Annotated in this window: 21 protein-coding genes; 14 read left to right on the top strand and 7 right to left on the bottom strand. The window is 64.1% G+C overall.

The genetic code is table 11. From position 1 onward, the window contains the following. Positions 1–117: 117 nt before the first annotated feature. On the bottom strand, positions 118–1,143 hold the full coding sequence (locus tag IB263_RS30510; protein WP_034790034.1) for an ABC transporter substrate-binding protein: 1,026 nt from the start codon (positions 1,141–1,143) through the stop codon (positions 118–120). Positions 1,144–1,271: 128 nt separating this feature from the next. Next, positions 1,272–2,294, bottom strand: a complete 1,023-nt coding sequence (locus IB263_RS30515; RefSeq protein WP_226020740.1) for an ABC transporter substrate-binding protein — start codon at positions 2,292–2,294, stop codon at positions 1,272–1,274. A 218-nt stretch (positions 2,295–2,512) separates the two neighbouring features. On the opposite strand from IB263_RS30515, the gene IB263_RS30520 reads away from it, so the two are divergent. Together IB263_RS30520 and IB263_RS30525 are read left to right on the top strand one after the other, a co-directional pair. Beyond that, the gene (locus IB263_RS30520; RefSeq protein ID WP_060643955.1) at positions 2,513–3,256 is read left to right on the top strand and encodes a response regulator; all 744 of its coding nucleotides are present in this window, start codon (positions 2,513–2,515) and stop codon (positions 3,254–3,256) included. Beyond that, on the top strand, positions 3,253–5,346 hold the full coding sequence (locus IB263_RS30525; RefSeq protein ID WP_192439438.1) for a PAS domain-containing sensor histidine kinase: 2,094 nt from the start codon (positions 3,253–3,255) through the stop codon (positions 5,344–5,346). Before IB263_RS30520 ends, IB263_RS30525 begins: the two co-directional genes overlap by 4 nt. A gap of 24 nt (positions 5,347–5,370) precedes the next feature. Here the strand turns inward: IB263_RS30525 and IB263_RS30530 are convergent, their stop codons facing one another. Continuing rightward, positions 5,371–6,168 (bottom strand): phosphatase PAP2 family protein, encoded by a 798-nt coding sequence (locus IB263_RS30530; protein WP_192439439.1) that lies wholly within the window; start codon positions 6,166–6,168, stop codon positions 5,371–5,373. A 371-nt stretch (positions 6,169–6,539) separates the two neighbouring features. Between IB263_RS30530 and IB263_RS30535 the strand changes: the two genes are divergently transcribed. The 3 genes from IB263_RS30535 to IB263_RS30545 all read left to right on the top strand — a co-directional run bounded on the left by IB263_RS30535 (position 6,540) and on the right by IB263_RS30545 (position 9,597). Beyond that, positions 6,540–7,235 carry a response regulator gene (locus IB263_RS30535; RefSeq protein ID WP_060643952.1) on the top strand — a complete coding sequence of 232 codons (696 nt, stop codon included), beginning with the start codon at positions 6,540–6,542 and terminating at the stop codon, positions 7,233–7,235. Next, positions 7,232–8,404 carry an ATP-binding protein gene (locus IB263_RS30540; RefSeq protein WP_034790027.1) on the top strand — a complete coding sequence of 391 codons (1,173 nt, stop codon included), beginning with the start codon at positions 7,232–7,234 and terminating at the stop codon, positions 8,402–8,404. Before IB263_RS30535 ends, IB263_RS30540 begins: the two co-directional genes overlap by 4 nt. A gap of 200 nt (positions 8,405–8,604) precedes the next feature. Continuing rightward, positions 8,605–9,597: a DUF535 family protein gene (locus IB263_RS30545; RefSeq protein WP_192439440.1), complete on the top strand. Its 993-nt coding sequence runs from the start codon at positions 8,605–8,607 to the stop codon at positions 9,595–9,597. Between the two features lie 28 nt (positions 9,598–9,625). On the opposite strand, the gene IB263_RS30550 is transcribed toward IB263_RS30545, so the two are convergent. Further along, positions 9,626–9,784, bottom strand: coding sequence for a hypothetical protein (locus IB263_RS30550; RefSeq protein ID WP_192439441.1), 159 nt, complete (start codon positions 9,782–9,784; stop codon positions 9,626–9,628). 67 nt (positions 9,785–9,851) lie between these two features. Here IB263_RS30550 and IB263_RS30555 point away from each other — a divergent pair, with 67 nt between their 5' ends. After that, positions 9,852–10,265 carry a GFA family protein gene (locus tag IB263_RS30555; protein ID WP_192439442.1) on the top strand — a complete coding sequence of 138 codons (414 nt, stop codon included), beginning with the start codon at positions 9,852–9,854 and terminating at the stop codon, positions 10,263–10,265. A gap of 54 nt (positions 10,266–10,319) precedes the next feature. On the opposite strand, the gene IB263_RS30560 is transcribed toward IB263_RS30555, so the two are convergent. The 3 genes from IB263_RS30560 to IB263_RS30570 form a co-directional block, all read right to left on the bottom strand. Continuing rightward, positions 10,320–10,943: a LysE family translocator gene (locus IB263_RS30560; RefSeq protein ID WP_034790024.1), complete on the bottom strand. Its 624-nt coding sequence runs from the start codon at positions 10,941–10,943 to the stop codon at positions 10,320–10,322. Between the two features lie 96 nt (positions 10,944–11,039). Further along, a complete protein-coding gene (locus tag IB263_RS30565; RefSeq protein ID WP_192439443.1) occupies positions 11,040–11,492 on the bottom strand; it encodes an Lrp/AsnC family transcriptional regulator in 453 nt (150 codons plus the stop codon). A gap of 88 nt (positions 11,493–11,580) precedes the next feature. Beyond that, positions 11,581–12,639, bottom strand: coding sequence for a LacI family DNA-binding transcriptional regulator (locus tag IB263_RS30570; RefSeq protein ID WP_034789995.1), 1,059 nt, complete (start codon positions 12,637–12,639; stop codon positions 11,581–11,583). Positions 12,640–12,883: 244 nt separating this feature from the next. Here IB263_RS30570 and IB263_RS30575 point away from each other — a divergent pair, with 244 nt between their 5' ends. The 8 genes from IB263_RS30575 (at position 12,884) to bcsN (ending at position 21,741) form a co-directional block, all read left to right on the top strand. Continuing rightward, positions 12,884–13,876: an autoinducer 2 ABC transporter substrate-binding protein gene (locus IB263_RS30575; RefSeq protein ID WP_090299213.1), complete on the top strand. Its 993-nt coding sequence runs from the start codon at positions 12,884–12,886 to the stop codon at positions 13,874–13,876. Positions 13,877–14,016: 140 nt separating this feature from the next. Then, positions 14,017–15,531, top strand: a complete 1,515-nt coding sequence (locus tag IB263_RS30580; RefSeq protein WP_112975368.1) for a sugar ABC transporter ATP-binding protein — start codon at positions 14,017–14,019, stop codon at positions 15,529–15,531. Further along, a complete protein-coding gene (locus IB263_RS30585) occupies positions 15,524–16,525 on the top strand; it encodes an ABC transporter permease (RefSeq protein WP_060529116.1) in 1,002 nt (333 codons plus the stop codon). The genes IB263_RS30580 and IB263_RS30585 overlap by 8 nt, the downstream gene beginning before the upstream one ends. Continuing rightward, positions 16,522–17,520: an ABC transporter permease gene (locus IB263_RS30590; protein WP_112975369.1), complete on the top strand. Its 999-nt coding sequence runs from the start codon at positions 16,522–16,524 to the stop codon at positions 17,518–17,520. Before IB263_RS30585 ends, IB263_RS30590 begins: the two co-directional genes overlap by 4 nt. 2 nt (positions 17,521–17,522) lie before the next feature. Further along, positions 17,523–18,371, top strand: a complete 849-nt coding sequence (locus IB263_RS30595) for a sugar phosphate isomerase/epimerase (protein WP_060519900.1) — start codon at positions 17,523–17,525, stop codon at positions 18,369–18,371. 47 nt (positions 18,372–18,418) lie between these two features. Beyond that, positions 18,419–19,888, top strand: coding sequence for an FGGY family carbohydrate kinase (locus tag IB263_RS30600; RefSeq protein WP_113553529.1), 1,470 nt, complete (start codon positions 18,419–18,421; stop codon positions 19,886–19,888). After that, on the top strand, positions 19,885–20,580 hold the full coding sequence (locus IB263_RS30605) for a class II aldolase/adducin family protein (RefSeq protein WP_060529113.1): 696 nt from the start codon (positions 19,885–19,887) through the stop codon (positions 20,578–20,580). The genes IB263_RS30600 and IB263_RS30605 overlap by 4 nt, the downstream gene beginning before the upstream one ends. Positions 20,581–20,802: 222 nt before the next feature. Continuing rightward, a complete protein-coding gene (gene bcsN / locus IB263_RS30610; RefSeq protein WP_063894939.1) occupies positions 20,803–21,741 on the top strand; it encodes a cellulose biosynthesis protein BcsN in 939 nt (312 codons plus the stop codon). Positions 21,742–21,789 lie beyond the last annotated feature (48 nt).

Genomic DNA, 21,789 nt, shown 5'->3' on the forward strand with positions numbered 1-21,789 from the left:
TGAAAGATGATGTGACATTGCATCGCCGCGGCGCCTGCCGGAAGCGATGAACGACGGTTGGGACCGTTGGGCGGTGCCGGCCGGATCAATCACCCGGCCGAACCGTTCAGGCCGCGATCAGTTGGCGCTCGCGCCGACCTCGCGGTCCCAGCGCTCGAGCAGGGCTTTGCGCTTCTCGGCATCGCCGAAGGTGGCGAAATCGTAGTCGATCAGCTTGATGTCCTCGAACTTCGGTGCTTCCTTCGGCACTTCGGCCGACTTGTTGGACGGCAGCTGGAAGGACTTGGCGTCCTTCATGCGCGACTGGACCTCGGGCTTCAACGCCCAGTCGTACCAGGCTTTGGCATTGTCCAGGTTCTTGGCGCCGCGGATGATCGACATCGAGCCGATCTCGTAGCCGGTGCCCTCGCAAGGCGCGATCGACTTGATCGGGAAGCCTTCGGCAGTCTGTGCCACGGCGTCGTGCATGAAAACGATGCCGAGGCCGGCTTCGCCGCGTGCGGCTGCCTTCACTGGTGCCGAGCCGGACTTGGTGTACTGCGCGATGTTGCCGTTGAGCTTCTTGAGGTAATCGAAGGCCTGGTCCTCGCCCATGATCTGCACCAGTGAGGCAAGCGCCGTGTAGGCGGTGCCGGAAGAGTTCGGATTGGCCATCTGGATCTCGCCCTTCAGCGATGCGTCGAGCAGGTCGGCCCAGCACTTCGGCTCTTTCAGGCCCTTCTTCTGGAAGATCTCGGTGTTGTAGCCCCAGCCGAGCGCGCCGGCATAAACGCCGACGGTGCGATAGCCGGAGCCTTCAGCCTGCTTCTTCGCCCAATCCTGGAGCTGGTCCAGCATCGGCGACTTGTATTCGAGCGTCAGGCCGTCGGAGGCTGCCTGCAGGTGCGGGTCGCCGGTGCCCGCCCACCAGATGTCGGTCTTCGGGTTGCGCGCCTCGGCGCGGATCTTGGCGTAGGTTTCGCCCGAAGACAGGCGAACCATGTTGACCTTGATGCCGGTTTCCTTCTGGAAGTCGCCGGTCATCTGTTCGCAGATGACCACGTCTGCGGAGCAGATGAGGTTGAGGCTGCCGGCAGCCTGGGCGGGCAGGGCGGCAAGCGCCGTGCCTGCAAAGAGCATGAGGGAAAGCGTCGTTGTTTTCATTGGGGCATCCTCCTGTTGCCTGTTTGAAACTTGGGCGCGAACGGGCATGGCGCGGCCATCGGCCTGCCCGCCGGGCGGCACGTTCACGATCTCGGTGCTGTGGATTTTGCTACGCTTCTGCGAAGCGCTCAGTTCGTCGCGGCGATCTCCGCGTCGAACCGTTTGAGCAATCGACTTCGTTCCTCCGGCGAGCCGAAGGTGGCGAAGTCGAAATCGACCATCTTGATCAGCGATATGTCCGGTGCGCCAGGCGGCAACTCCGCGCGGGCGTTGGATGGGACCTGGTTCTGGCCGGCAGCTGCACCCGTACCCTGGCCTTCCGGGGTGAGCGCGAAATCGACGAAGCTTTTCGCGTTTTCGAGATGGCGCGCGCCCTTGACGATGCTGACGGCGCCGATTTCGTAGCCGGTCCCTTCGCACGGCGCGACGATGACGAGTGGGAAGCCCGCCTGCTTCTGCGTGACCGCGTCATGCATGAAGGAGATGCCGATCAGGGTTTCCCCGCGTGCTGCCGCCTTGACCGGTGCCGAGCCGGCCGTGGTGTACTGGTCTATGTTGCGGTTGAGTGCGCCCATGAACCGGAAGGCCTCATCCTCGCCGAAGAGCTGCACCAGCGTTGCAAGCGTGGTGAAGGCGGTGCCCGACGAGTTCGGATTGCCGCTGCGGATACGGCCGCGATAGGCGTTGTCGGCGAGATCCTTCCAGCAGGTCGGGGCCGGCAATTTCAGCGTATGCAGCAGGTCGGCATTGTAGGCAAAGCCAAGCGCTCCGGCATAAATGCCCGCCGAACGTCCGCCGGAGATGGCGAAGAAATTCTGCGCCCAGGGCAGCATGTCGCGCTCATGCGCCGGCCGATAGGGTTCGAGCAAGTTCTCCGATCCCGCCTGCAGATGGGTGTCGCCTGTCCCGCCCCACCACACATCGACGGTAGGGGTGTCCTTTTCGGCCCGGATCTGGGTGAGGATGTCGCCGTTGCTTTTTCGGGTCATAGCGACCTCGATGCCCGACTTCGCCTCGAAAGAGGCCTTCATCGTCGCGCACCACGCTTCGTCGACACCGCAAAGCACGGTGAGCGCCGGTGCCGTCATGCCTGACGTGGCGGCGCACAGCCATAGGGCCACGCCCGCGCCGATAGCGGTAATGCCTTTCACGATGTCCTCCCATTTGGAGCGTTGCCGCCCCAATCTCCGCAATCAGGATGTCGGTATTCCCTGCGGGTCGCAACCCGCAGAATGGTTACCGTTCTTACAACACGGATGCGGCTTTGCCGTTTCAAGATTATAAAGATTACAAATGTGACAATGCGGATAACGCGAGCCGCTTTGATCATTGGGGCAGCCCCGCCTATGATGGCGGCGGGAGGACGTGCATGCTGAGTGAGAGAATACGGATTCTGATCGTCGAAGACGATCCGGACATGGCGGAGCTTGTTTCCGATCTGGTGGAGGCCGAAGGCTGGATGCCGCTGACGGCGCCATCGGCGGAGGCCGCCGCTGTCGTCCTCGAGCGGGAAACGGTGCACCTGGTGCTCGTCGACCACAACCTGCCTGGAGCCTCGGGCCGGACCTTTGCCCAGCGGCTGCGGGCGCGCACCAATATCGGCATCGTCATGGTAACGGCGGCAGGCAGCGCCGCGGATCGGGTGCTGGGACTGGAGACGGCCGCCGACGATTATGTCGTCAAGCCGTTCGAGCCGATCGAACTGACGGCCCGGATCAAGGCCGTGCTTCGACGGACTTACCCGTCGCTGAAGCCGGAGCGGGAGACCGAGCGCGAGCACGAGCCCGCGGCGCTGAAACTCGGCGATTGGTCGATCGACCTCAAGAGCCGGCGCGCGGTCTGCCTTTCCGATGCGACCCGCTCGCTCACCAGCGCCGAGTTCGCTCTGCTGGAAATTCTCGCGGAAACGCCGAACACGCCAGTCACCCGCGCCCATATCCTCGATCGGCTGGGCGCCGAAAGCGATCGCTACATCGACCGCAACGTCGATGTGCTCGTGCTTCGGCTCCGGCGCAAGATCGAGCGCAATCCGGACCTTCCGCGCCACATCAAGACGCGGCGCGGCAAGGGTTATGTGCTGGATACCGACGACGACGACGAGGCCCGGCCGTGATCAGCCGCCCGTTCCTTTCGTCGATCGCCTTCCGCCTGCCGTTTGCGATCGTCTTCATCTGCGTGCTCGTTTTCAGCCTGGCAACGGTCGCCGTGTTCGGCCTGCAACGGGCGCGTGACGAGATGGCGGCCTACGGGCTGCAGGCCTTTTCGAGCCTTGCCAAGGCCTCGCTGGTTTCGCGCCAGGTTTCCGATCTCGTGTCCAGCGCGCCGTTCCTGATGAACGCAACCTCGCCCTATCGGGTGTCGAGCGAAAGCCGCTCGGTCGTCGCGCAGGTCGACGTCCTGCTTCAGACCATGGCGCCGGAGACCGGCAAGACAGCGGTCGAGGGCTTTGCCAGCGCCCACATCGTCGAGTTGCTGGATGCGATCCGCACACAGACGGTGACACTCGCCGCCGACGCGGATTCGGCCCAGCAGTACAAGGCCGATGCGGCAGCAGCGCTCGGAGAGATCGCCACCGGCAACGGCATAGCCGACGCAGAGGTTCGCCAGAGCCTCAACGCGATCGTGCAATCGGCATCCAATTCCGACAGCCTGTTCCAGCTTGGCGAACTGCGCCGCCGCTACGTTGCCGTAACGACGCCCCGGCTGGCGCCCGCCGGGCCGGATAGCCGGATTTCGGCAGCCGAGCTGACGCCCTATGAACGGGTGTTCGAGGCGCAGACCCACTATCTTCTGGAAATGTTCGCCATCCGCGCCGCGGTGGCGCGGCTGCACACGGTCTCGCGCGATCTTTCGCACGCCACGGAAACACAAAGCGAGGCCGTTGCCCGGGGGCTCAACGAGGATCTCGCCTCGACCTCTGATGCGCTGAGCCGACTGCTCGTCATCGTCGCGGTCTCCGCCCTGCTGGTGCTCGTCATGGCGATCTTCTCGATCCGCTCCGTCATGCGGGTGTCGCGCGGGATCGTGTCGCTCTCCAAGGGCATGAACGCGCTTGCCCAGGGGCGCCGTGACGTCGACACGCCGAGCTACAAGGGGACTGAGACCGAGTTCCTGCGGCTGCTTGAAGCCTTCAGCGCCTTCCGCGAAAGCGTCGAGCGTGTGTCGCGGCTTCGTCGGACGGCCGAGGCGGCGGCGCGCACCATTCGCTCGACCTTCCGCAACATGAACGAAGGGATCGCGCTTTTCGATCCCGGCGGCAAACCGATCACGATGAATCGTCGCGTCATGGAGCTCGTCGGCTGGCCAGGCTCGGCGCGGAAGCTTCCGCTGCGCCGGTTCGTGAGCCCAATGCCGGAGATCGATCCAACCCTCTTGCCCGCCGATCGCGACGCGGGATCGCTCGACGACAGGTTGGTGCTGCGCCATCGCTCCGACATGGGCCGGGTGACCGAGGTCTCCTTGTCGCGGCAGCCGGACCGGGGCATCGTGCTGCTGGCGCGGGACGTGACGGAGATCGACCGGCAGGAGGCCGAGGCGGCGAAGGCGCAGCGGCTGGACGGGATCATGAGGATGACCCACCAGGTGAGCCATGAGGTCGGCAACATGATCGGCATCATCACTGGCAGCCTGGGGCTGCTGGAGCGCGAGACAGGCTTCAGCGACCGGCAGAAACGCCATATTGCCCGCATTCGCAAGGCGGCCGACCGGGGGCGTTCGCTGGCCTCGAGCATGCTGTCTGTCGGCAGCCAGCATCCACTCCAGCCGGGCGCGCTCGAAATCGGCGCGGTGCTGCGCGGCATGGCCGACGTGCTTGAAATCGCCGTCGGCGAAAAATGCCGGCTCGCCTTCGAGATTGCGGACGGCTTGCCCAACGCGCATCTCGATGCAGCGCTCTTCGAGCAGGCTATCCTCAACCTTTGCCTCAATGCCGCCGCGGCGATGCCGCTCGGCGGCACCATCCTCGTCCGCGCGGGCTGCGTCGAGAGCGATGTCGTCGTCTCGGTGACCGATGCGGGGATCGGCATGTCGCCGGAGGCGGTGGACAAGGCGTTCGAGCCCTACTTCACCACCCGTGACCAGGAGGGCGGTGCCGGACTTGGCCTCGCCGTTGTCTACGGCTTCGTTCGGCAAAGCGGCGGCGATGCCCGCATTCTCTCGCAGCCTGGGCGCGGGACGACGGTGGAACTCGTCTTTCCGCGCTGAAGCGATACCGGTTTCTCGGGCGCTCTATGGCGCGCTTCGGCGCGAAAGGCGCATAACGGCGGCATCGATCCGTTCGCCGTTGTCGGCAAATACGGCCCACAGCCACGCCATCAGCCACAGCATCAGGCACCACGCCAGAACGACATCGGACAGATAATGCGCGCCGAACACGATCCGGTTCAGCGAGAAGGCGAGGACAAGGGGGACGAGGGCGATGATTGTCGCCCGTCGCCATTGAACCGGTAACAGCAGTGCGAGCGCCACGAGCGCGATCGCGGTGGCGGATTCGCCCGACGCAAAAGAGCAACTGCGCGAGCAGGCGCCGGACACTTGCCAGGCCGGCGTAAACGGCAGGCTGCCGCCGAAATCGGTGATCTCATGGGGGCGCGCCCGTCCGATCAGCCGCTTCAGCGCCTGAATAAGGAGCCCCGGCCCGAGCGCAAAGAAGGTCAGGAAGAACAGTGCCTTGTGCGGGCGGGGCAGCCATGGGCGGGGTGCGATGGCCTGCGCAACCAGAAGCGCCAGAACGCAAGGCAGAATGAAAACCGGCAAGATACGGTTGAAGTCGCGAAGGGCCCGCAGCTCCGGCTCGCGCGAGAGCGGAAAGTCGCCGGTGGCGAAGGCGGCCCAGCGCGAGACGGCAAGATCGATCCCGGGAAAGGCCATGAAGACGAAGGCCGCGCAAATGGTCATTGCACCGGCGGCCGCGATTGGCCGGTGTTCCAGGCACGCGCGCGCCTGCCCCGGCCAGAGACGAGGATTGGCGCGCGGCCATCGGCCGCTGTCTGAAGAGGTCGCGGTGGATGAATAAAGGCTGGGCATGCGGTCGCTCGCAAGTTGTCTGTGTGTGTGGGCCGGACACTTGCGCCGCTCTGTCAAGGCTGCGTCGAGGAACTGGGAGCGCTTGATGCGCAAGACCGAACGGTTGGCTGATACAGCTTCTGGTCGAGCGCGACCGACATGCGGGAAGGAGGTCTCCGGCACTCTGCCCCGCATTTCGGCCGCGGGGAGAGGCCCGGTTTGTCGGTTGTGCGGCGCGTCCGTCGCCAATTGTCAAGAAACGGCGAAGATTTGTACGGAGCTCTATCCGGAGGGCCGATCAAGCGACCATTGGGCCGCGCGGACGAATTGCAACGCGGGCTTATTCGTCACATAAGCTGCTGATCACAACATCAGACCCAGGGAGTTAGTTCATGGTCGATAAGGGTCTCATCCTTCTGGCGGAGGACGAGCCGGAGATTGCGCAGATCCTAGATGCCTATCTCGTGCGCGACGGTTTCCGGACGGTGCGTGCCGCCGACGGCGAGACGGCGCTGACCCACCATGCGGTGCTGTCGCCGGACCTGGTGCTGCTGGACGTTCGCATGCCGAAGCTCGATGGGTTCGAGGTTCTCGCCCGCCTTCGCCGCGAGGGGAATACGCCGGTTATCATGGTCACGGCACTGGCAGAAGATCTCGACCGGCTGACCGGGCTGAGGCTCGGCGCCGATGACTACGTGATCAAGCCGTTCAACCCGCAGGAGGTGGTGGCGCGCGTCAACGCGGTGCTGCGCCGTACCCGCAACGGCGCCGGCGCCACCGTGCTTCGCTTCGAGAGTGTCGAGGTCGATCTCGATGCCCATGTCGCCTTCGTCGAAAGGGCCGGCAATCGCCAGTCGGTGCCGCTGACGCTCAGCGAATTCCGCATCCTTGCCCACATGATCCGCCGCCCGACGCATGCCTTCGATCGCGCCGATATCCTCGACGCCTGCCTGCCGGACAGCGATGCGCTCGCCCGCACGGTCGATACCCATATCGCCAATCTCAGGCGCAAGCTGGAAGATCTCGGTGCCTGCGGCTTCTTCAGTGCCGTGCGCGGCGTCGGCTACCGTTTCGTGGAGCCCAGATGAAGATCGGTCTCTCGCGCCTGCCGCTCGGCATTCTCACCGCGCTCGTGACGATCGCGCTGCTCATCATCAGCGTGTTCATCATCTATGCCGGCGTCGAATTTATGGAGCCGCGGCTGGAGGCGAGACTGCTGGAGCGGATGCCTGCGGAGGCGGCCCAGGCTTACAAGGACATCAATGCCGGCAAGTTGCCGCGCCAGGAGTCGCTGCAAAAGCTACTTTCGACGATGCCGGAACTCGAAGACTGGGCGAACTGGGAGGTGGACAAGATCATCCTCGGTTTCGGAGCGACGGCAGTCACTTTCTGCGGGCTCGTGGGCTACTGGCTGGCGCGCAAGATCAGCCGGCCACTGGAAGTGCTGGCGCAGGCGACGCAGGACCTCAGGACGGGTGACTTCGCGGTGCGCGTCGGATCGTTTCGCAAGGGTGCCAAGGAGGTGGCGACGCTCGTGAAGACCTTCGATGAGTTGGCAGCCGAACTGGAAAACATGGAGAACCGGCTGCGCTTCAATACGATGGCGGTGGCGCACGAACTGCGTACGCCGCTGACGATCCTGCAGGGCAACCTTCAGGGAATGGCCGACGGTGTTTTTCCTCTCGAGCCGGAAAGGGTGCGGCAGTTGCTGCTGCAGGTGGAGGGGCTTTCCGCCCTGGTTGAAGATCTGCGTACGCTTTCGCTCGCCGCCGGCCAGAAGTTGGTCACCCAGCGTCAGACGGTGGACCTCGCCGTGGAGGCGACCCAGGTGCTTGGTGCGTCAAACACCCTGCTTGGCTCTGTTGGCATGTCGGTGGAGGTCGCGCTTGAGCCGGTGCGGGTCTCCGGCGATTCGCAGCGTCTGCGCCAGGCGCTGCTGGCGCTGATCGAAAACGCTACACGCTACGCCGCAGACGGCCGTGTCCTGCGCTGCGAGACCGGGCGGCGGGGTGCCGACGAGGCTTTTATCCGGATGCTGGACCGTGGTCCCGGTCTTCCGGACGACGTTTCGATCCATTCGATCGACCTGTTCTGGCGCGGCGACGCCTCGCGGTCGCGTGCGACGGGCGGCACGGGCCTTGGGCTTTCCGTCGTCCAGGCGATCGCCAAGGCGCATGGCGGACGGCTGGAATTTTCCGCGCGTGCCGGCGGCGGCGCCGTGATCACGCTCGTCCTGCCGCGGGAAATCGCCCTGTGAGCGATTGGCGCAACAGCCGTTGCGCCAAGCAATTTTCCGCTTTTCCCGATCGGAACATCGGCGGCTTCGCCGCCCTCGCGCCCGCTTAGAATCGGCGTGCAATTGCCCACCGGTTCTCCGCAAATCCTTGACAGTGCCCGGGCAAACCTGAGCTCGGCCGAGTCCTTCGGCCAACAGCGTTTGCTCTCAAGGATAGCACCATGTCCCTGGAATTCAGTCAGGAATACAGCGCGGATCTGCGGTTGCCGGTCGATGGCAAGGCATTCGTCGGCGAACAGCTGACGCCTTCGGGCCGGCCGGTTTCTGCGCCCGTCGTCGGTGAAGGCTCGCGAGAGACGTCGATCACCAGCCATGTGCTCAAGCTCGGCCTGAGGGTGAGCTTGAAGCGCGCCGTCGTATTTTCCATGCGGTTTGCGCGCCATCCGTTCCTGACATCGCGCTGGATCGGCTTTCTAGGCGAATTCGCCGAACGCTACCGGCTGGGTCTGCCGCACGATGATCTCGTGCGCAAGTCGATCCCGACATTCTTCCTGCACGGCGCGTCGTCGACAGCAAGGCTCGACCTGCTGCTCAATCACTTCGATGTCGCAAGCGAGGTCCTGTCGCGCCGTTCACTGATGGCCCTTTGGCGCGGCAGCACGCTGGAAATGGGCACGGTTTCCGGCCGCAGCGAGAACTATCGCATCCAGCTGCAACTGGCCGACCATGGCGGCGCCCGCCATGAGGGGGCATTCGCGATCCGGCTGTGCCGGCAGAGCGATGGCTATGCGCTCTGCACTGTCGGCTTCATCTTCGTGCGTTGCGAAGGCGACACCTATAGTCTCGCCATCGGCGGGATGCAGGGGCCGAAGGGCGAAGAGGCCAAGCGATCCCTGATCACGGCAACTCGCGATCTCGGCGGGCTCCGGCCGAAGGATGCGGCGCTGCTCGTCCTCAATGGCCTGGTGACGGAAGGCCACGCGGGCCACGTCTTTGCGGTCTCGAACGACAAGCACGTCATCAACCGCCGCCGCTTGAAGCGGCGCCGCATGATGAGGGCCGACCTCGATGCCTATTGGTGCGATCGCGGCGGCGTGCCGGCCGAGCCTTTCGGCTTCAGTCTGCCGATCGGCGACGACCCGGCGGCGCGGGACGGCAACAGGCGCGATCAGAGCAAACGCGCGTTTCGCGACATCGGCGCGTGGTTCTACTGAGCCGGTACCGGCATGTAAGCTGCCGCGATTACGGGATCTTCCTGAAGTCCATCTCGAAGGCGCCGGAGACGATCCGGCCCTTCGGCGTTGGCCCGGCTGCAGACGGGCGCACACCATCCTCAACCATCGCCTCGCCTGCGATGCCGCCGACAACCACAAGGGCAGATATCACCCGAATTGCACGCATGGATGCCTCCAATTTTGTCGCGGTTGTTTATACTGGCGCCGATTCGAAACCACAACTGGAGGTAAGTATGACGCGGGCCGTTGCCAAGAGGCTTAAGCCGCACACGGGCGGATGCCTCTGCGGAGCAATCCGGTTTGAGGTGCAGGGGACGGCCGGAAAGCCGCATACGTGTTCGTGCAAGATGTGCCAGCGCCATTCGGGCGCCTTGACCCTGGCGTGGGTCGAATTCCCGAGCGAAGCCGTAACCTGGACCGGACCGGGCGGCGCGCCATCGGTCTATCGCTCCTCGGACTATTCCAGCCGCGCCTTCTGCCCGGCCTGCGGCAGCAGTCTCGGTGCGATCGACGATGCGCCGGTGGTTGCCCTTCTGCTGGGCGTCTTCGACAAGACGAGTGCCATCGATCTGATTCCGAAGAGCCACAGCTATCGCACTGCCCGACCCAAGTGGTGGCACGTGGAGGCGGTGAAGCCCACGACCTGACGAGCAGGGGTCGAAAGTGATTGACGCAGCCGGTAGAGGCTGCGTCGACAGGGGCTAGAGCAGCCCCTTCACGGCGGCTCCGATGGCAATGATGCCGAAAGCGATCAGAACCAGCCCCGAAATGCGCGATACCCAGACGACGAAGCTGTCGGGCAGTCGCGTCCGGGCGATCGCAACGCCGCCGCTTAGGAAAAACCACCAGCCGAGCGATCCCAGGAAGACGCCCATGACCACGACGGCAGCGCTGAGCGCGTCGCCCGCTTCGGCAAGGCCGAGGCCGGCGAAGATCGCGGCAAAGGAGAGGATCGTCGCCGGGCTCGTCATCGTCAGGAAAAAGGTGGCGATGGTTGTGCGAATGAGATCGCGTCCGCCGACATCGGCGGCTGCCGTCACCGCCCTTGGCCGTAATCCGCTCCAGCCGAGCCAGATCATGAACAGTCCACCGGCCAAGCTAAGCGGCGTGGCGATGATGGCAAGGACCGCTGCGAAGGCCGCGAATCCGATCGCAGCCAGTGCTGCATACGTGGCATCGGCGGCGGCTGTCCCGAGGCCGCCGGCCACGCCCGCCCAGAAGCCGCGCTCCAGCGTGCGGTTGATGCAGAGCGCCCCGATCGGGCCTAGAGGGGCTGCGACCGCGAGGCCGACGAGGAGGCTTTTTCCAAACAACAATGTGGACATGGCGTAGGGCTCCGGCCGGGGCATGGTTGCGCCGTTCGCTTCGAGGACGGTGCATGCCCGGCAAACAAAAAATGTTGCAGCAGTGTGCGCGTCCGGTCAGGCGCGCTGCGCGGTCGTTGCCAGGCTTTCCCGCACGGTCGACAGCGCGATCACCGTTTCGCTTCGCGCCAGGAACCGCCGTTGCTTCATTTCGGCAAGGAACGGCTCGAGGTCGCCGAGCGATGGCATCCGGACCTTGACGCAATAGGACCAGGCGCCGGTGACATGGTGGCATTCCGCTACGGCAGGGTGACCGGCCATGAAGCTGCGGAACGCTTCCTCGTCCGCGTCCGGCGCAAGGCCGACCCAGACGAAGGCGAGTACGTCGAGGCCGAGCGCGCGATGATCGACCTCGACGGTGAAATTTCGGATCACGCCATTGGCGACGAGCCGGCGAATGCGTTCGTTGACGGCCGACGGCGACAACTCCACCGCAGCACCAATATCAGTCAGCGATCGCCTCGCATCGTCAGCGAGAATTTCGACGATTTTTCTGTCAACGTCATCCATGTCCAATGAATACGCTGTTTCTAATAGAATGTACAGAGGATTTTTCTGTCTGAAGCTGCAGTTTCCGCGGAAACGTTGGTTGCCGGGGCTATTCGATGTCTTTCAAGGCGTCGAGCGGGCCGGTCAGTGCCGTGCGCGGCTGCACCAGTTCGGGCTGGATCAGGTGAATGCGCGGCTGCGGCCGGGCTTCCTCTATGACGTCGAAGGCCTTGGTGATCATGCCCTCGACGTCCTGGCGGATCATGATGACGGGGAAGGGCAGGAAGGACGCGAAGGGATCGTAATCGTAGCAGCCGACCACGAGGTCGGCGAAGTTTTCGTGTGGATGCCCTGCCATGAAACGCAGCAGCCCCTCGAAGTTGATCGACGAGTTGACGAAGAGACCGCGCGGCAGCTTGCCGTGCTTTTCGTAGAAGGCCTCGAAGGCGAGGCGGGCATTGTTCGGCGCATAGCCCGTCGGCTGGATGCATTCGTCCGGATCGGCGCCGAGCAGTTCGCTTTTGACGGCACGGAAGCCGCGGATGCGCTCGCGGCTGGCATGGTCGTTGCGGCCGCCGAAAAGGTAGAGATCGTGCGGCGCAAGCGGACCTGATGCCTGGAAGTGGCGGATGATCGCCTCGGTCAGCATTCGCCCGCCCTCGTAGTTGTCGCTGATGACGGAGGGCACCTTGGTGCCGGGCAGGTCGATGTTGATGTGTTTGAGGCCGGCCGCCTCGCAGACCTCGTGCACGCCGTCGGGGTCGGTCGCGCCGCAGATGAACAGCTCGTCGATCGAATAGGAGATCAGCGTTTCGGCGGTCTTGCGCTCTTCCTCCGGATCGCGGCTGGCACTGACGACGATCGGGCATTGCCCCTTGCTTCGAACATGCGCCTCAAAGGTCTGCGCCATCGACGAGAAGTAGCGGTTGTCATGGATCGGCAGGAGCAGCCCGATCAGGCCGGAGCGCGAACTGCGCAGTCCGCGCGCCTGGCGGTTGGCCGTATATTGGTGCGTCTCGGCGAGGTTGCGGATCAGTTCCGCCGTGCTCTCCTTGATCCGGCGCTTCTGCCAGGTGCCGTTCAGGACCGCACTTACGGTTGAAGGCGAGCTTCCTGACAACACTGACAGGTCGTAGATCGTCGCTTTCTTCTTGCTGCTGCTGGCCATCGGTTTCTCCCCTGGTGGTTTTAGTGCCGATTTCCCCTTGACGAAAGATTAAGTCTGCACAATAGTTCTTGCACCATCGATTGTGCAAACAAGAAATATCGATTGTGCACATTTGATGGTGTCGTCTGAGGAGGCGGCGTTTCAGGGAGGCGAGGAACACTTCGCCAGTGATGATTTGAAACTGGAGGCCGGCGCTGAGGCGACCGGGCGCGTTCCCCCTATGGGAACGAGTGGAGGAGAGAACATGATCAGGAAAATTCTCGTCGCCGCCCTGGCGACATCGCTGGCGCTTGCGAGTTCGGCGACCGCCTTTGCGCAGGATGCCGGTAAGGTCGGCGTCGTCGTCAAGATCGGCGGCATTCCGTGGTTCAACGCCATGGAAGCCGGCATCAAGGAACGCGGCCAGAAGCTCGGTATCGACGCCTTCATGGTCGGCCCGACCAGCGCCGACCCGGCGCTGCAGGTGCGCGCCATCGAGGATCTCATCGCCCAAGGCGTGAAGGTCATCGGCGTGGTGCCGAACGACGCCAAGGTGCTTGAGCCGGTGCTGACCAAGGCCAAGGAAAAGGGCATCATCGTCATCACCCACGAATCCCCGGGCCAGAAGGGTGCCGACTGGGACTTCGAGCTCGCATCCTCGACCGGTTTCGGTGAGGCGCATGGCAAGCTGCTGGCCGAGAAGATGGGCGGCAAGGGCGAATATGCAGTCTTCGTCGGCTCGCTGACCGTGCCGCTGCACAATGCCTGGGCCGATGCGGCAATCGCCTACATCAAGAAGAACCATCCGGACATGACGCTGGTCGGCGATCGCTACGGTGTTGCCGAAGACGTCGACAAGAGCCGCTCGACTGCACTCGACCTGATCTCTGCCCATCCGAACCTGAAAGGCTTCCTTGCCTTCGGCAGCCAGGGCCCGATCGGCGCCGGCCGCGCCGTCGAAGAGCGCCGCAAGGTCGGCGAGATCTTCGTGCTCGGTCCCTTCTCTCCCGGCCAAGGCCAGAAGCTGGTGAAGTCCGATGCGATCTCCGGCGGCTTCATGTGGAATCCGAAGCAGGCCGGCGAAGTCTTCGTCACGCTTGCCGACAAGCTGATGAAGGGCGAGGAGGTCAAGGACGGTGACGAGATCGAAGGTCTCGGCAAGGTCAAGCCGGACTTCGAAAACCGCAACATCATCGTCGATCAGCTCGTGCCGATCAACAAGGACACGGTCGCGGATCTCGCGGCCATGGGTCTCTGATCCTCAAGGGTTCTCCCGGCTGCTGGGCCGGCTTCGGCCGGCCTGGCAAGTCCCTCAACCGTACCGGAGCCGGATGAGGAAAGGTGTTTGCGGTTTCTGCCCGCATCTTGCTCGGACTTAACGTGATTTAGGGGCAGTCCATGCACCAGCTTGCGACCGCGGGAGGAGGCGAGAAGCCGCTTCTGGCCCTGCGCGATATCAACATGACGTTTGGTGGGGTTCGTGCGCTCAAGAATGTGAGCTTCGACGTCCGACCGGGCGAGGTTCATTGCCTTGCCGGCGAAAACGGTTGCGGCAAGAGCACGCTGATCAAGATCATCACCGGCGTTTACCGCCCCGCCGATGACGCCTCGATCGAGTTCGATGGCGAAACCTATTCCCACATGTCACCGGTGACCGCGCAGGATCGCGGCATCCAGGTGATCTGGCAGGACCTGGCGCTGTTTCCCGAAATGAGCGTCGCCGAAAACATCGCCTTCCAGACGGTGCTCGGCCGCTGGCCGAAACTGGTCGATTATGGCCGAATGCGCCAGATCGCGACCGATGCGCTCGCCCGTCTTGGCGTGACACTCGACGTCGACCTGCCGCTCAAGGAATATGCGATTGCCCAGCGCCAGATCGTGGCGATCGCCCGGGCGCTTGTGGGTGAAGCGAGGCTCGTCTTCATGGACGAGCCGACCGCGTCGCTGACGCAATCGGAAACCGACCATCTGCTCGATATCGTTCGCGGGCTCTCCGCCTCCGGCGTCGCCGTCGTTTTCGTCAGCCATCGGCTTGCCGAGGTATTGGAGATTTCGAGCCGCATCACGGTCTTGCGCGATGGTGCGCTGGTGGGCGTCTACCCCGCCGCCGGCATGACCCAGTCGCGCATCACCGAACTGATGACCGGCAAGACCTTCGACCAGCAGGTGCGCGCGAAATTCCGCGACGGTCAGCCCGTCGTGCTCGATGTGAAGGGCCTGTCCCGCCCCGGGCAATTCGAGGATATCTCGCTCTCGGTCAGGCGCGGCGAAACACTTGGGATTACCGGCCTGCTCGGCGCCGGGCGCACCGAACTGGCGCTGACGCTTTTCGGCATGCTGAAGCCGGCATCCGGTACCATTGCGCTTGAAGGCAAGCCGGTCCGCTTTTCGTCCAACCGCGATGCGATTGCGGCGGGCGTCGCCTATCTCTCCGAGGACCGGCTGTCGCTTGGCCTCATCCAACCGCAGTCGATCGCCGACAATCTCGTGATTAGTTCGCTCGACAAGATCCTTTCAGGCGGACTGCTCTCCGAGGATCGCAAGCGCAGTCTTGTCGCGCGCTGGATCGCCGATCTCGGCGTCAAGATCGGGCTGCAGCAGGATGCGATCTCGACGCTTTCCGGCGGCAACCAGCAGCGTGTGGCGATCGCCAAGTGGCTGGCGACCGATCCGAAGCTCCTGATCCTCGACGCCCCGACTGTCGGCGTCGACGTTGGTGCGCGTGCTGGCATCTTCGACATCGTCGCGCGGCTTGCCGAGACCGGCCTTGCGATCATTCTGATCTCCGATGAGGTGCCGGAGGTCTATTTCAACGCCGACCGTGTGCTGCACATGGCACAAGGCCGCATCGTCGGCAGCTATGATCCGCGCAGCGCTTCGCTCGCCGAGATCGAAGGAGCGGTCTATGCGTAGCTTCGTCCGCACCCACGCGACGGAAGTGTCGCTGCTTGCCGTCATCATCGCGATCAGCGCCGTGCTGTCGGTCTCGACCGCCAACTTCTTCTCGCTCGGCAACGCCTTTGACCTGCTGAACATCAGCTCGGTCAACATCATCTTCGCCGTCGGGCTGCTCGTCGTGCTGATCGCCGGTGGCATCGATATCTCCTTCGCTGTTGCCGCCTCGGTCGTGCAATACGGTACGGCCATTGCTCTTGGTTGGATTGGCGGCGGAGGTTGGATCTCAGGCCTTTTGATTGCCGGCTCGCTCGGCATCCTGCTCGGCGCCATCAACGCCTTCCTGATCCACCGCTTCCGCGTCATCTCGATCGTCGCGACGATCTCGACCTTCAACATCTACTTCGGCCTCCTGATGTTCTTCACCAAGGGCGTGTCGATCTACGACCTGCCGGATTGGCTAACGGACCGCGTCATCCTGTTCGAACACGAGATGCCGGACGGAACCTGGATCGAGATCACGCTTCCCGTGCTGGTGATGGTGCTCTGCGTCATCGCCACCTGGGTGCTGATCACCCGCACCACGACCGGCCGCCAGCTCTATGCGTTCGGCGACAATCCGGAAGGTGCGCGCCGCTTCGGCATCAACATCGGCGCCATGCAGTTCATCGCCTTCGGCTGGCTCGGTCTGATGGCCGGCATCGGTGGGCTCATCCAGGCGCACTATGCGCAGGAGGTGGTGCCGAACGCGCTCTATGGTCGCGAACTCGACGTGCTTGCGGCGGTCGTCCTTGGCGGCGCGCGGCTTGGCGGCGGCAAGGGCTCGGTGCTCGGCTGCGTGCTCGGCGTGCTCCTGATCTCGATCACCCAGAACGGCCTCAACCTGATGGGCGTCTCGCCCTTCGCTTTCAAGATGATCATCGGCGCCATCATCCTCGTGGCGATCACGCTCTCCAACACCCGCATCGAAAGACTTCTGCCCTTCGTCAGCCAGAAAGGAGCCGGACGATGAGTGCGATCGTCGAACGCGTGAAGACCCTCATCGGTCCGGAAATGGCCGGGCCGGGGCTGGCGTTTCTCGCCGTGGTGTTGGTGTTCGGCATCGCCTCGCCGCAGTTCCTCAGCGCGGCCACCTTCGGTTCGGTCGCCTTCCAGCTGCCGGAGCTCGGCCTTCTGACGCTCGCGATGTTGCTGCCGATCCTGACGGGCGGGCTCAATCTCGCGATCACCTTCACGGCCAACATCGCCGGGCTGACGCTCGCCTGGGTGTTGCAGGCCAATGGCGGGGTGGAGGCCGGCCCCGGCGCTTTCCTGCTCGGTTCGGTGCTCGCCATTCTCGTTGGGGCGGCGAGCGGCGTGATCATGGGACTGGTGATCGCCTTTACCCGCGCGCATCCGATCCTCGTGTCGTTGTCGATGATGATCTTCCTGCGCGGCCTCGGCGAGTTCCTGACGCGCGGCGGCGACGTATCCGGCTTTCCGGCCTTCCTCGGTCCGCTCGGTCACGGCTCGTTTCTCGGCGTGCCGATCCCGCTGATCGTCTTTATCGTCTGCGTGCTCGCCTGGAACGTGCTGCTGACCCGCACGAAGCTCGGCTTCAACACGTACATGATCGGCTCCAACCTCGAGGCGACCCGCTATTCCGGCATCAACACCCGCAAGGTGATCGTGCTCGTCTATGCGCTCTCCGGCGCCATGTGCGCGATTGCCGGCATCATCATGCTGGCGCGCTTCAATTCCGTGCGCATCGGCCACGGTGAAAGCTACCTGCTGATCACAGTGCTCGCCTGCTTCTTGGGTGGCGTCAATCCGTTCGGCGGCTTCGGTCGGGTCATCCCCGTCTTTGTCGCGCTGGTGGTGCTGCAGCTTCTCTCTTCGGGTCTCAACCTCGTCGGTGCCAACCAGCATCTGGCGACCGCCGTCTGGGGTTTGCTGCTCGCCGGCGTCATGGTGCTGCGCTTCGTCGCGACGAAATTCAAGATTTCATTTGTCAGAAAGGAAACATGACCATGCAGGGTTTTGGCGTCCATACGAGCATGTGGACCATGAATTGGGATCGCCCCGGTGCGGAGCGCGCTGTTGCGGCGGCGGTAAAATACGCCGTCGACTTCATCGAGATCCCGATGCTCAATCCGCCGGCGGTTGATACTGCCCATACCAGGGCGCTGCTGGAGAAAAACAAGCTGCGCGCGGTCTGCTCGCTCGGCCTGCCGGAGCGCGCCTGGGCATCCGTCCGACCCGATGCCGCGATCGAGCATCTGAAGGTGGCGATCGACAAGACGGCCGATCTCGGCGGCGAGGCGCTGTCCGGCGTCATCTACGGCGGCATCGGCGAGCGCACCGGCGTGCCGCCGACTGAAGCCGAATACGACAACATTGCCCGTGTGCTGCAGGCCGCCGCCAAGCACGCCAAAACCCGCGGCATCGAACTGGGTGTCGAGGCGGTCAACCGCTACGAGAACCACCTGATCAACACCGGTTGGCAAGCGGTCGACATGATCAAGCGGGTGGGCGCCGACAATGTCTTCGTGCATCTCGATACCTACCACATGAACATCGAGGAAAAGGGCATCGGCACCGGCATCCTCGATGCACGCGACTTCATCAAATACATCCACCTGTCCGAAAGCGACCGCGGCACGCCCGGCTATGGCAATTGCGCCTGGGACGAGATCTTCGCGACGCTGGCTGCGATCGGTTTCAAGGGTGGGCTGGCGATGGAAAGCTTCATCAACATGCCGCCGGAAGTGGCCTATGGCCTTGCGGTCTGGCGGCCGGTCGCCAGGGACGAAGAGGAAGTGATGGGCAACGGCCTGCCGTTCCTTAGGAACAAGGCCCGGCAATACGGATTGATCTAGGCGCGCGCGCATTAAGCGCCGCCTCTATCAGGACGGAGGGTCTCGGTATGGCAGTTTCAGCGGATGCGGACACGGGGACGGTCGCCGTCCTTGACGTCGGCAAGACCAATGTGAAGCTGAACGCGGTCACATCAGACGGTTTCGTCCTGGAAACGCTGAGCGTTGCCAACCCAGTGCTGCCGGGCCCGCCCTGGCGGCATCACGACCTCGAAAGCCTTGGCGAATGGATCTTCGCCAGTCTCGCAGATCTTGGTCGCCGCCATCCGCTGCAAACCTTCGTCGCCGCCGGTCACGGGTCCGGCGGCGTACTTGTCGGCGATGACCCGGATATGGCCGCTGGCGCGGCTCTGCCGATGATCGATTACGAGCAGCCGGTGCCGGAGAAAATCCAACTCGGCTACGCGCCGCTCTCCGGCTCGTTTTTCGACCGCGGCAGCGCGACGATGCACAGCGCCACCCATCAGGCGCGCCAGCTCTACTGGATGCAGGAGCATGCGCCCGATGCCGTCGCCGCCGCGCGCTGGTATCTTGGCCTGCCGCAATATTGGGCGTGGCGGCTGTCGGGCGTTGCTGCATCCGAGGCGAGCCTGCTCGGCGCGCAATCGCATCTCTGGAATGTCGCCGAACGCCGCTTCGCGCCCATTGTCGGGACACGCGGCTGGCGGAGCCTGATGCCGGATTTTGCCGATGCCTGGCAGGTCCTCGGCTCCGCTCGTCCCGAGCTTGTCCGGCGCCACGGGTTGCCGGAAGGCTTGCGCGTGCTTACGGGCGGCCACGACAGCAGCCTCAACCACTATCGTTATCACGCCGGCGGGCTCAACGATTTCATCGTCGTTTCGACCGGAACCTGGATCGTCGGCTTTTTCGGCCGCACGGCCCTCGAGCGGCTCGACGAACACCGCGGCATGACGCTGAACAGCGACGTCTTCGGGCGCCCGCTCGGCGGCGTGCTCACGATGGGTGGCCGCGAGTTCTCCCATGTGGCGGGCCGCGAACCGCCCAACGCCGCGGTGCCTGACGACGTCGTTCTCGGCTTGATCGCCAGACGCAGCATGGCGCTGCCGTCGTTCGGCGACGATGACGGCCTCTTTCCGGGAAGTGCCGGTCGCGGTCGCATCAGCGGGCCACCGCCGGAAACGCCGATCGAACGCAAGGCGCTGGCGTTGCTCTATTGCGCGCTTCTAACGGCGGAGTGCGTGGAGGCGCTGGGGCCGGGGCCGCTGGTCGTACTCGACGGAAGCTTCCTGCGCGACCCGCTCTATGCCCGCCTCGTCGCCGCACTGATGCCGAACCGGCGTGTGCGTTTCAATCTCGATGCCTATGGCGTGGCCTCCGGCGCCGCACTGCTTGCAAGCGAGGGCCGGCGCCGGCGCCCGGCGCCGCTTTCGCTCGCCGATCCCGGCGACGTGTCTCACCTCTCGCCTGCTGTCGCCGTCTATGCGTCGCAATGGCGAGCCCGCGCCCGGGCTGGGCACAACAATGGTTTCAGTCGCGACTTCGAAAGGACATATCGATGAGCAAGGCCGACATTCTGTCGCTCCGCCGCGAGATGGTGGACATCTGCCGCCGCATGAATTCGAACGGTATCAACCAGGGGACTGCGGGCAACATTTCTGTTCGTACCGAGACCGGTTTCCTGATCACGCCGTCGTCGCTGCCCTATGAGACGATGCAGCCTGAGGATCTGGTCGAGATGGATTTCGACGGTACCTATGTCGGTCTTCGTCCGTCGTCGGAATGGCGTTTCCACCGCGATATCCTGAGGGAACGCACGGATATCAACGTCGTACTGCACTGCCATTCGGTCTATGCGACCACGCTTGCCTGCCACCACAAGACCATCCCGAGTTTTCACTACATGACCGGCATTGCCGGCGGCACGACGATCCGCTGTGCAGAATATGCGACCTTCGGCACGCAGGCATTGTCCGACAATGCGCTTGTGGCGCTCAAGGACCGTACGGCCTGCCTGCTTGGCCAGCACGGCCAGATCTCGCTCGGCAGGACGCTCGAGTCCGCCCTGTGGCTGGCGATCGAGATCGAGACCCTGTCGCGCATGTATGTTCAGGCGCTGACGCTTGGCGAGCCGCCGGTTCTGCCCGACGACGAGATGGAGCGCGTCATCGCGCAGATGCGCCGCATGAGCTACGGGCAGGCCCCGGATGATGAGGGTGTCAACGATCTTGCCCGTCCCAGAGAAGCGGTTTGAGGCGACTGGTCGCGGCGCCGCCGAAGCGCGCCGGCCCGCCCTGAAACAATCGATTTTGAGGGGACAAAGCCGTGCGTCGTCGCCCGGTCGCATCTCTGCCCCCATTCTTCGCGGGTTTGCGAAATGGGGTGAATCAACTAATGCTCAGCCATGATGCAACGATATCTGAGTCGGAGATTCGGCACGTCGGAGAGACGGCTGCGCCCTGCGAACGGCTGGCGCGTGGCTGCGGTGTCGCTGGTGGCCGCGACCGTGCTGTCGGGCTGCAACACGCGCCAGGACGTCGGCACGCCGACCGGCAGCATCATGGTTCCCTCGGAAAACGCGTTGATCCTGCCGCCGCCCGGCGGGCCTGCGGTTCTGAACGTCGTCGAACGGCGCAGCACCAACGCGATCGAGCAGGATATCTATCTTTACACCTCGGCGGCGACCCCAGGTCAGAACCTGCTGCGGGCCAAGTTCTTCGGCCCGATGAACGCCAAGTTCGACCAACAGTCCCGCTCGAACTATGCCGCTGTGCGCGACAACAAAATGATGGCTGAGGCGCGCCGGGCGCTGCCCGGCGTTTCGCTGTCGCTCAACCCTTACTTCCTGCAGAACAATTACGGGCCGTTCGGCTATGCCTTCGGTCAGGGCCGGGCGAACGACGCCTGCATCTTTGCCTGGCAGCAGATCCGCCAGGCGGAGAACCATCGCTCGCCGCTCAAGGGCTACGGCACGATCCAGGTGCGGCTGCGCTATTGCGCGGCAGGCGCCAGCGAGACCGAGCTTTTGGCCCCGGTCTACGGCTACACGATCACCGGCACCTTCGGCGATCCTGCCTGGAACCCCTATGGCGCGCCGCCGCCGCTGGAGGCGGGTCTCGGCCGAACCGGCAGCCCGATCTACCGCCAGGAAGAGGCGGTGACCACGAGCGCTCCGGTGGCGGTTCCGCGGCGCCAGGTGCAGCCCGTGGCACGGCGTGAAGTCAGCAGCGTTCCGGCACGCGTCGAACAGCAGGTCGTTGCGCCCGCCGCGGTGACGTCGATCCCGGTTCCGCAGCCGGACGGGACCGTCTCAATGCCGCAGGCGCAGGCGGAAACCACGGCGAAAACCTTGCCGAACGTGATCGTGCCGGCTCCCGCGTGCGCAGGGCAGCAGACCGGAGGAGCCTGCCCTTAATCGACCGCTAACCATCCTTTGTTATGGGCTGGTGTCGGTAGGGGAGAC

Origin of the sequence: Ensifer sp. ENS03 (assembly GCF_014852035.1) — a bacterium.
GTDB lineage: Bacteria > Pseudomonadota > Alphaproteobacteria > Rhizobiales > Rhizobiaceae > Ensifer > Ensifer adhaerens.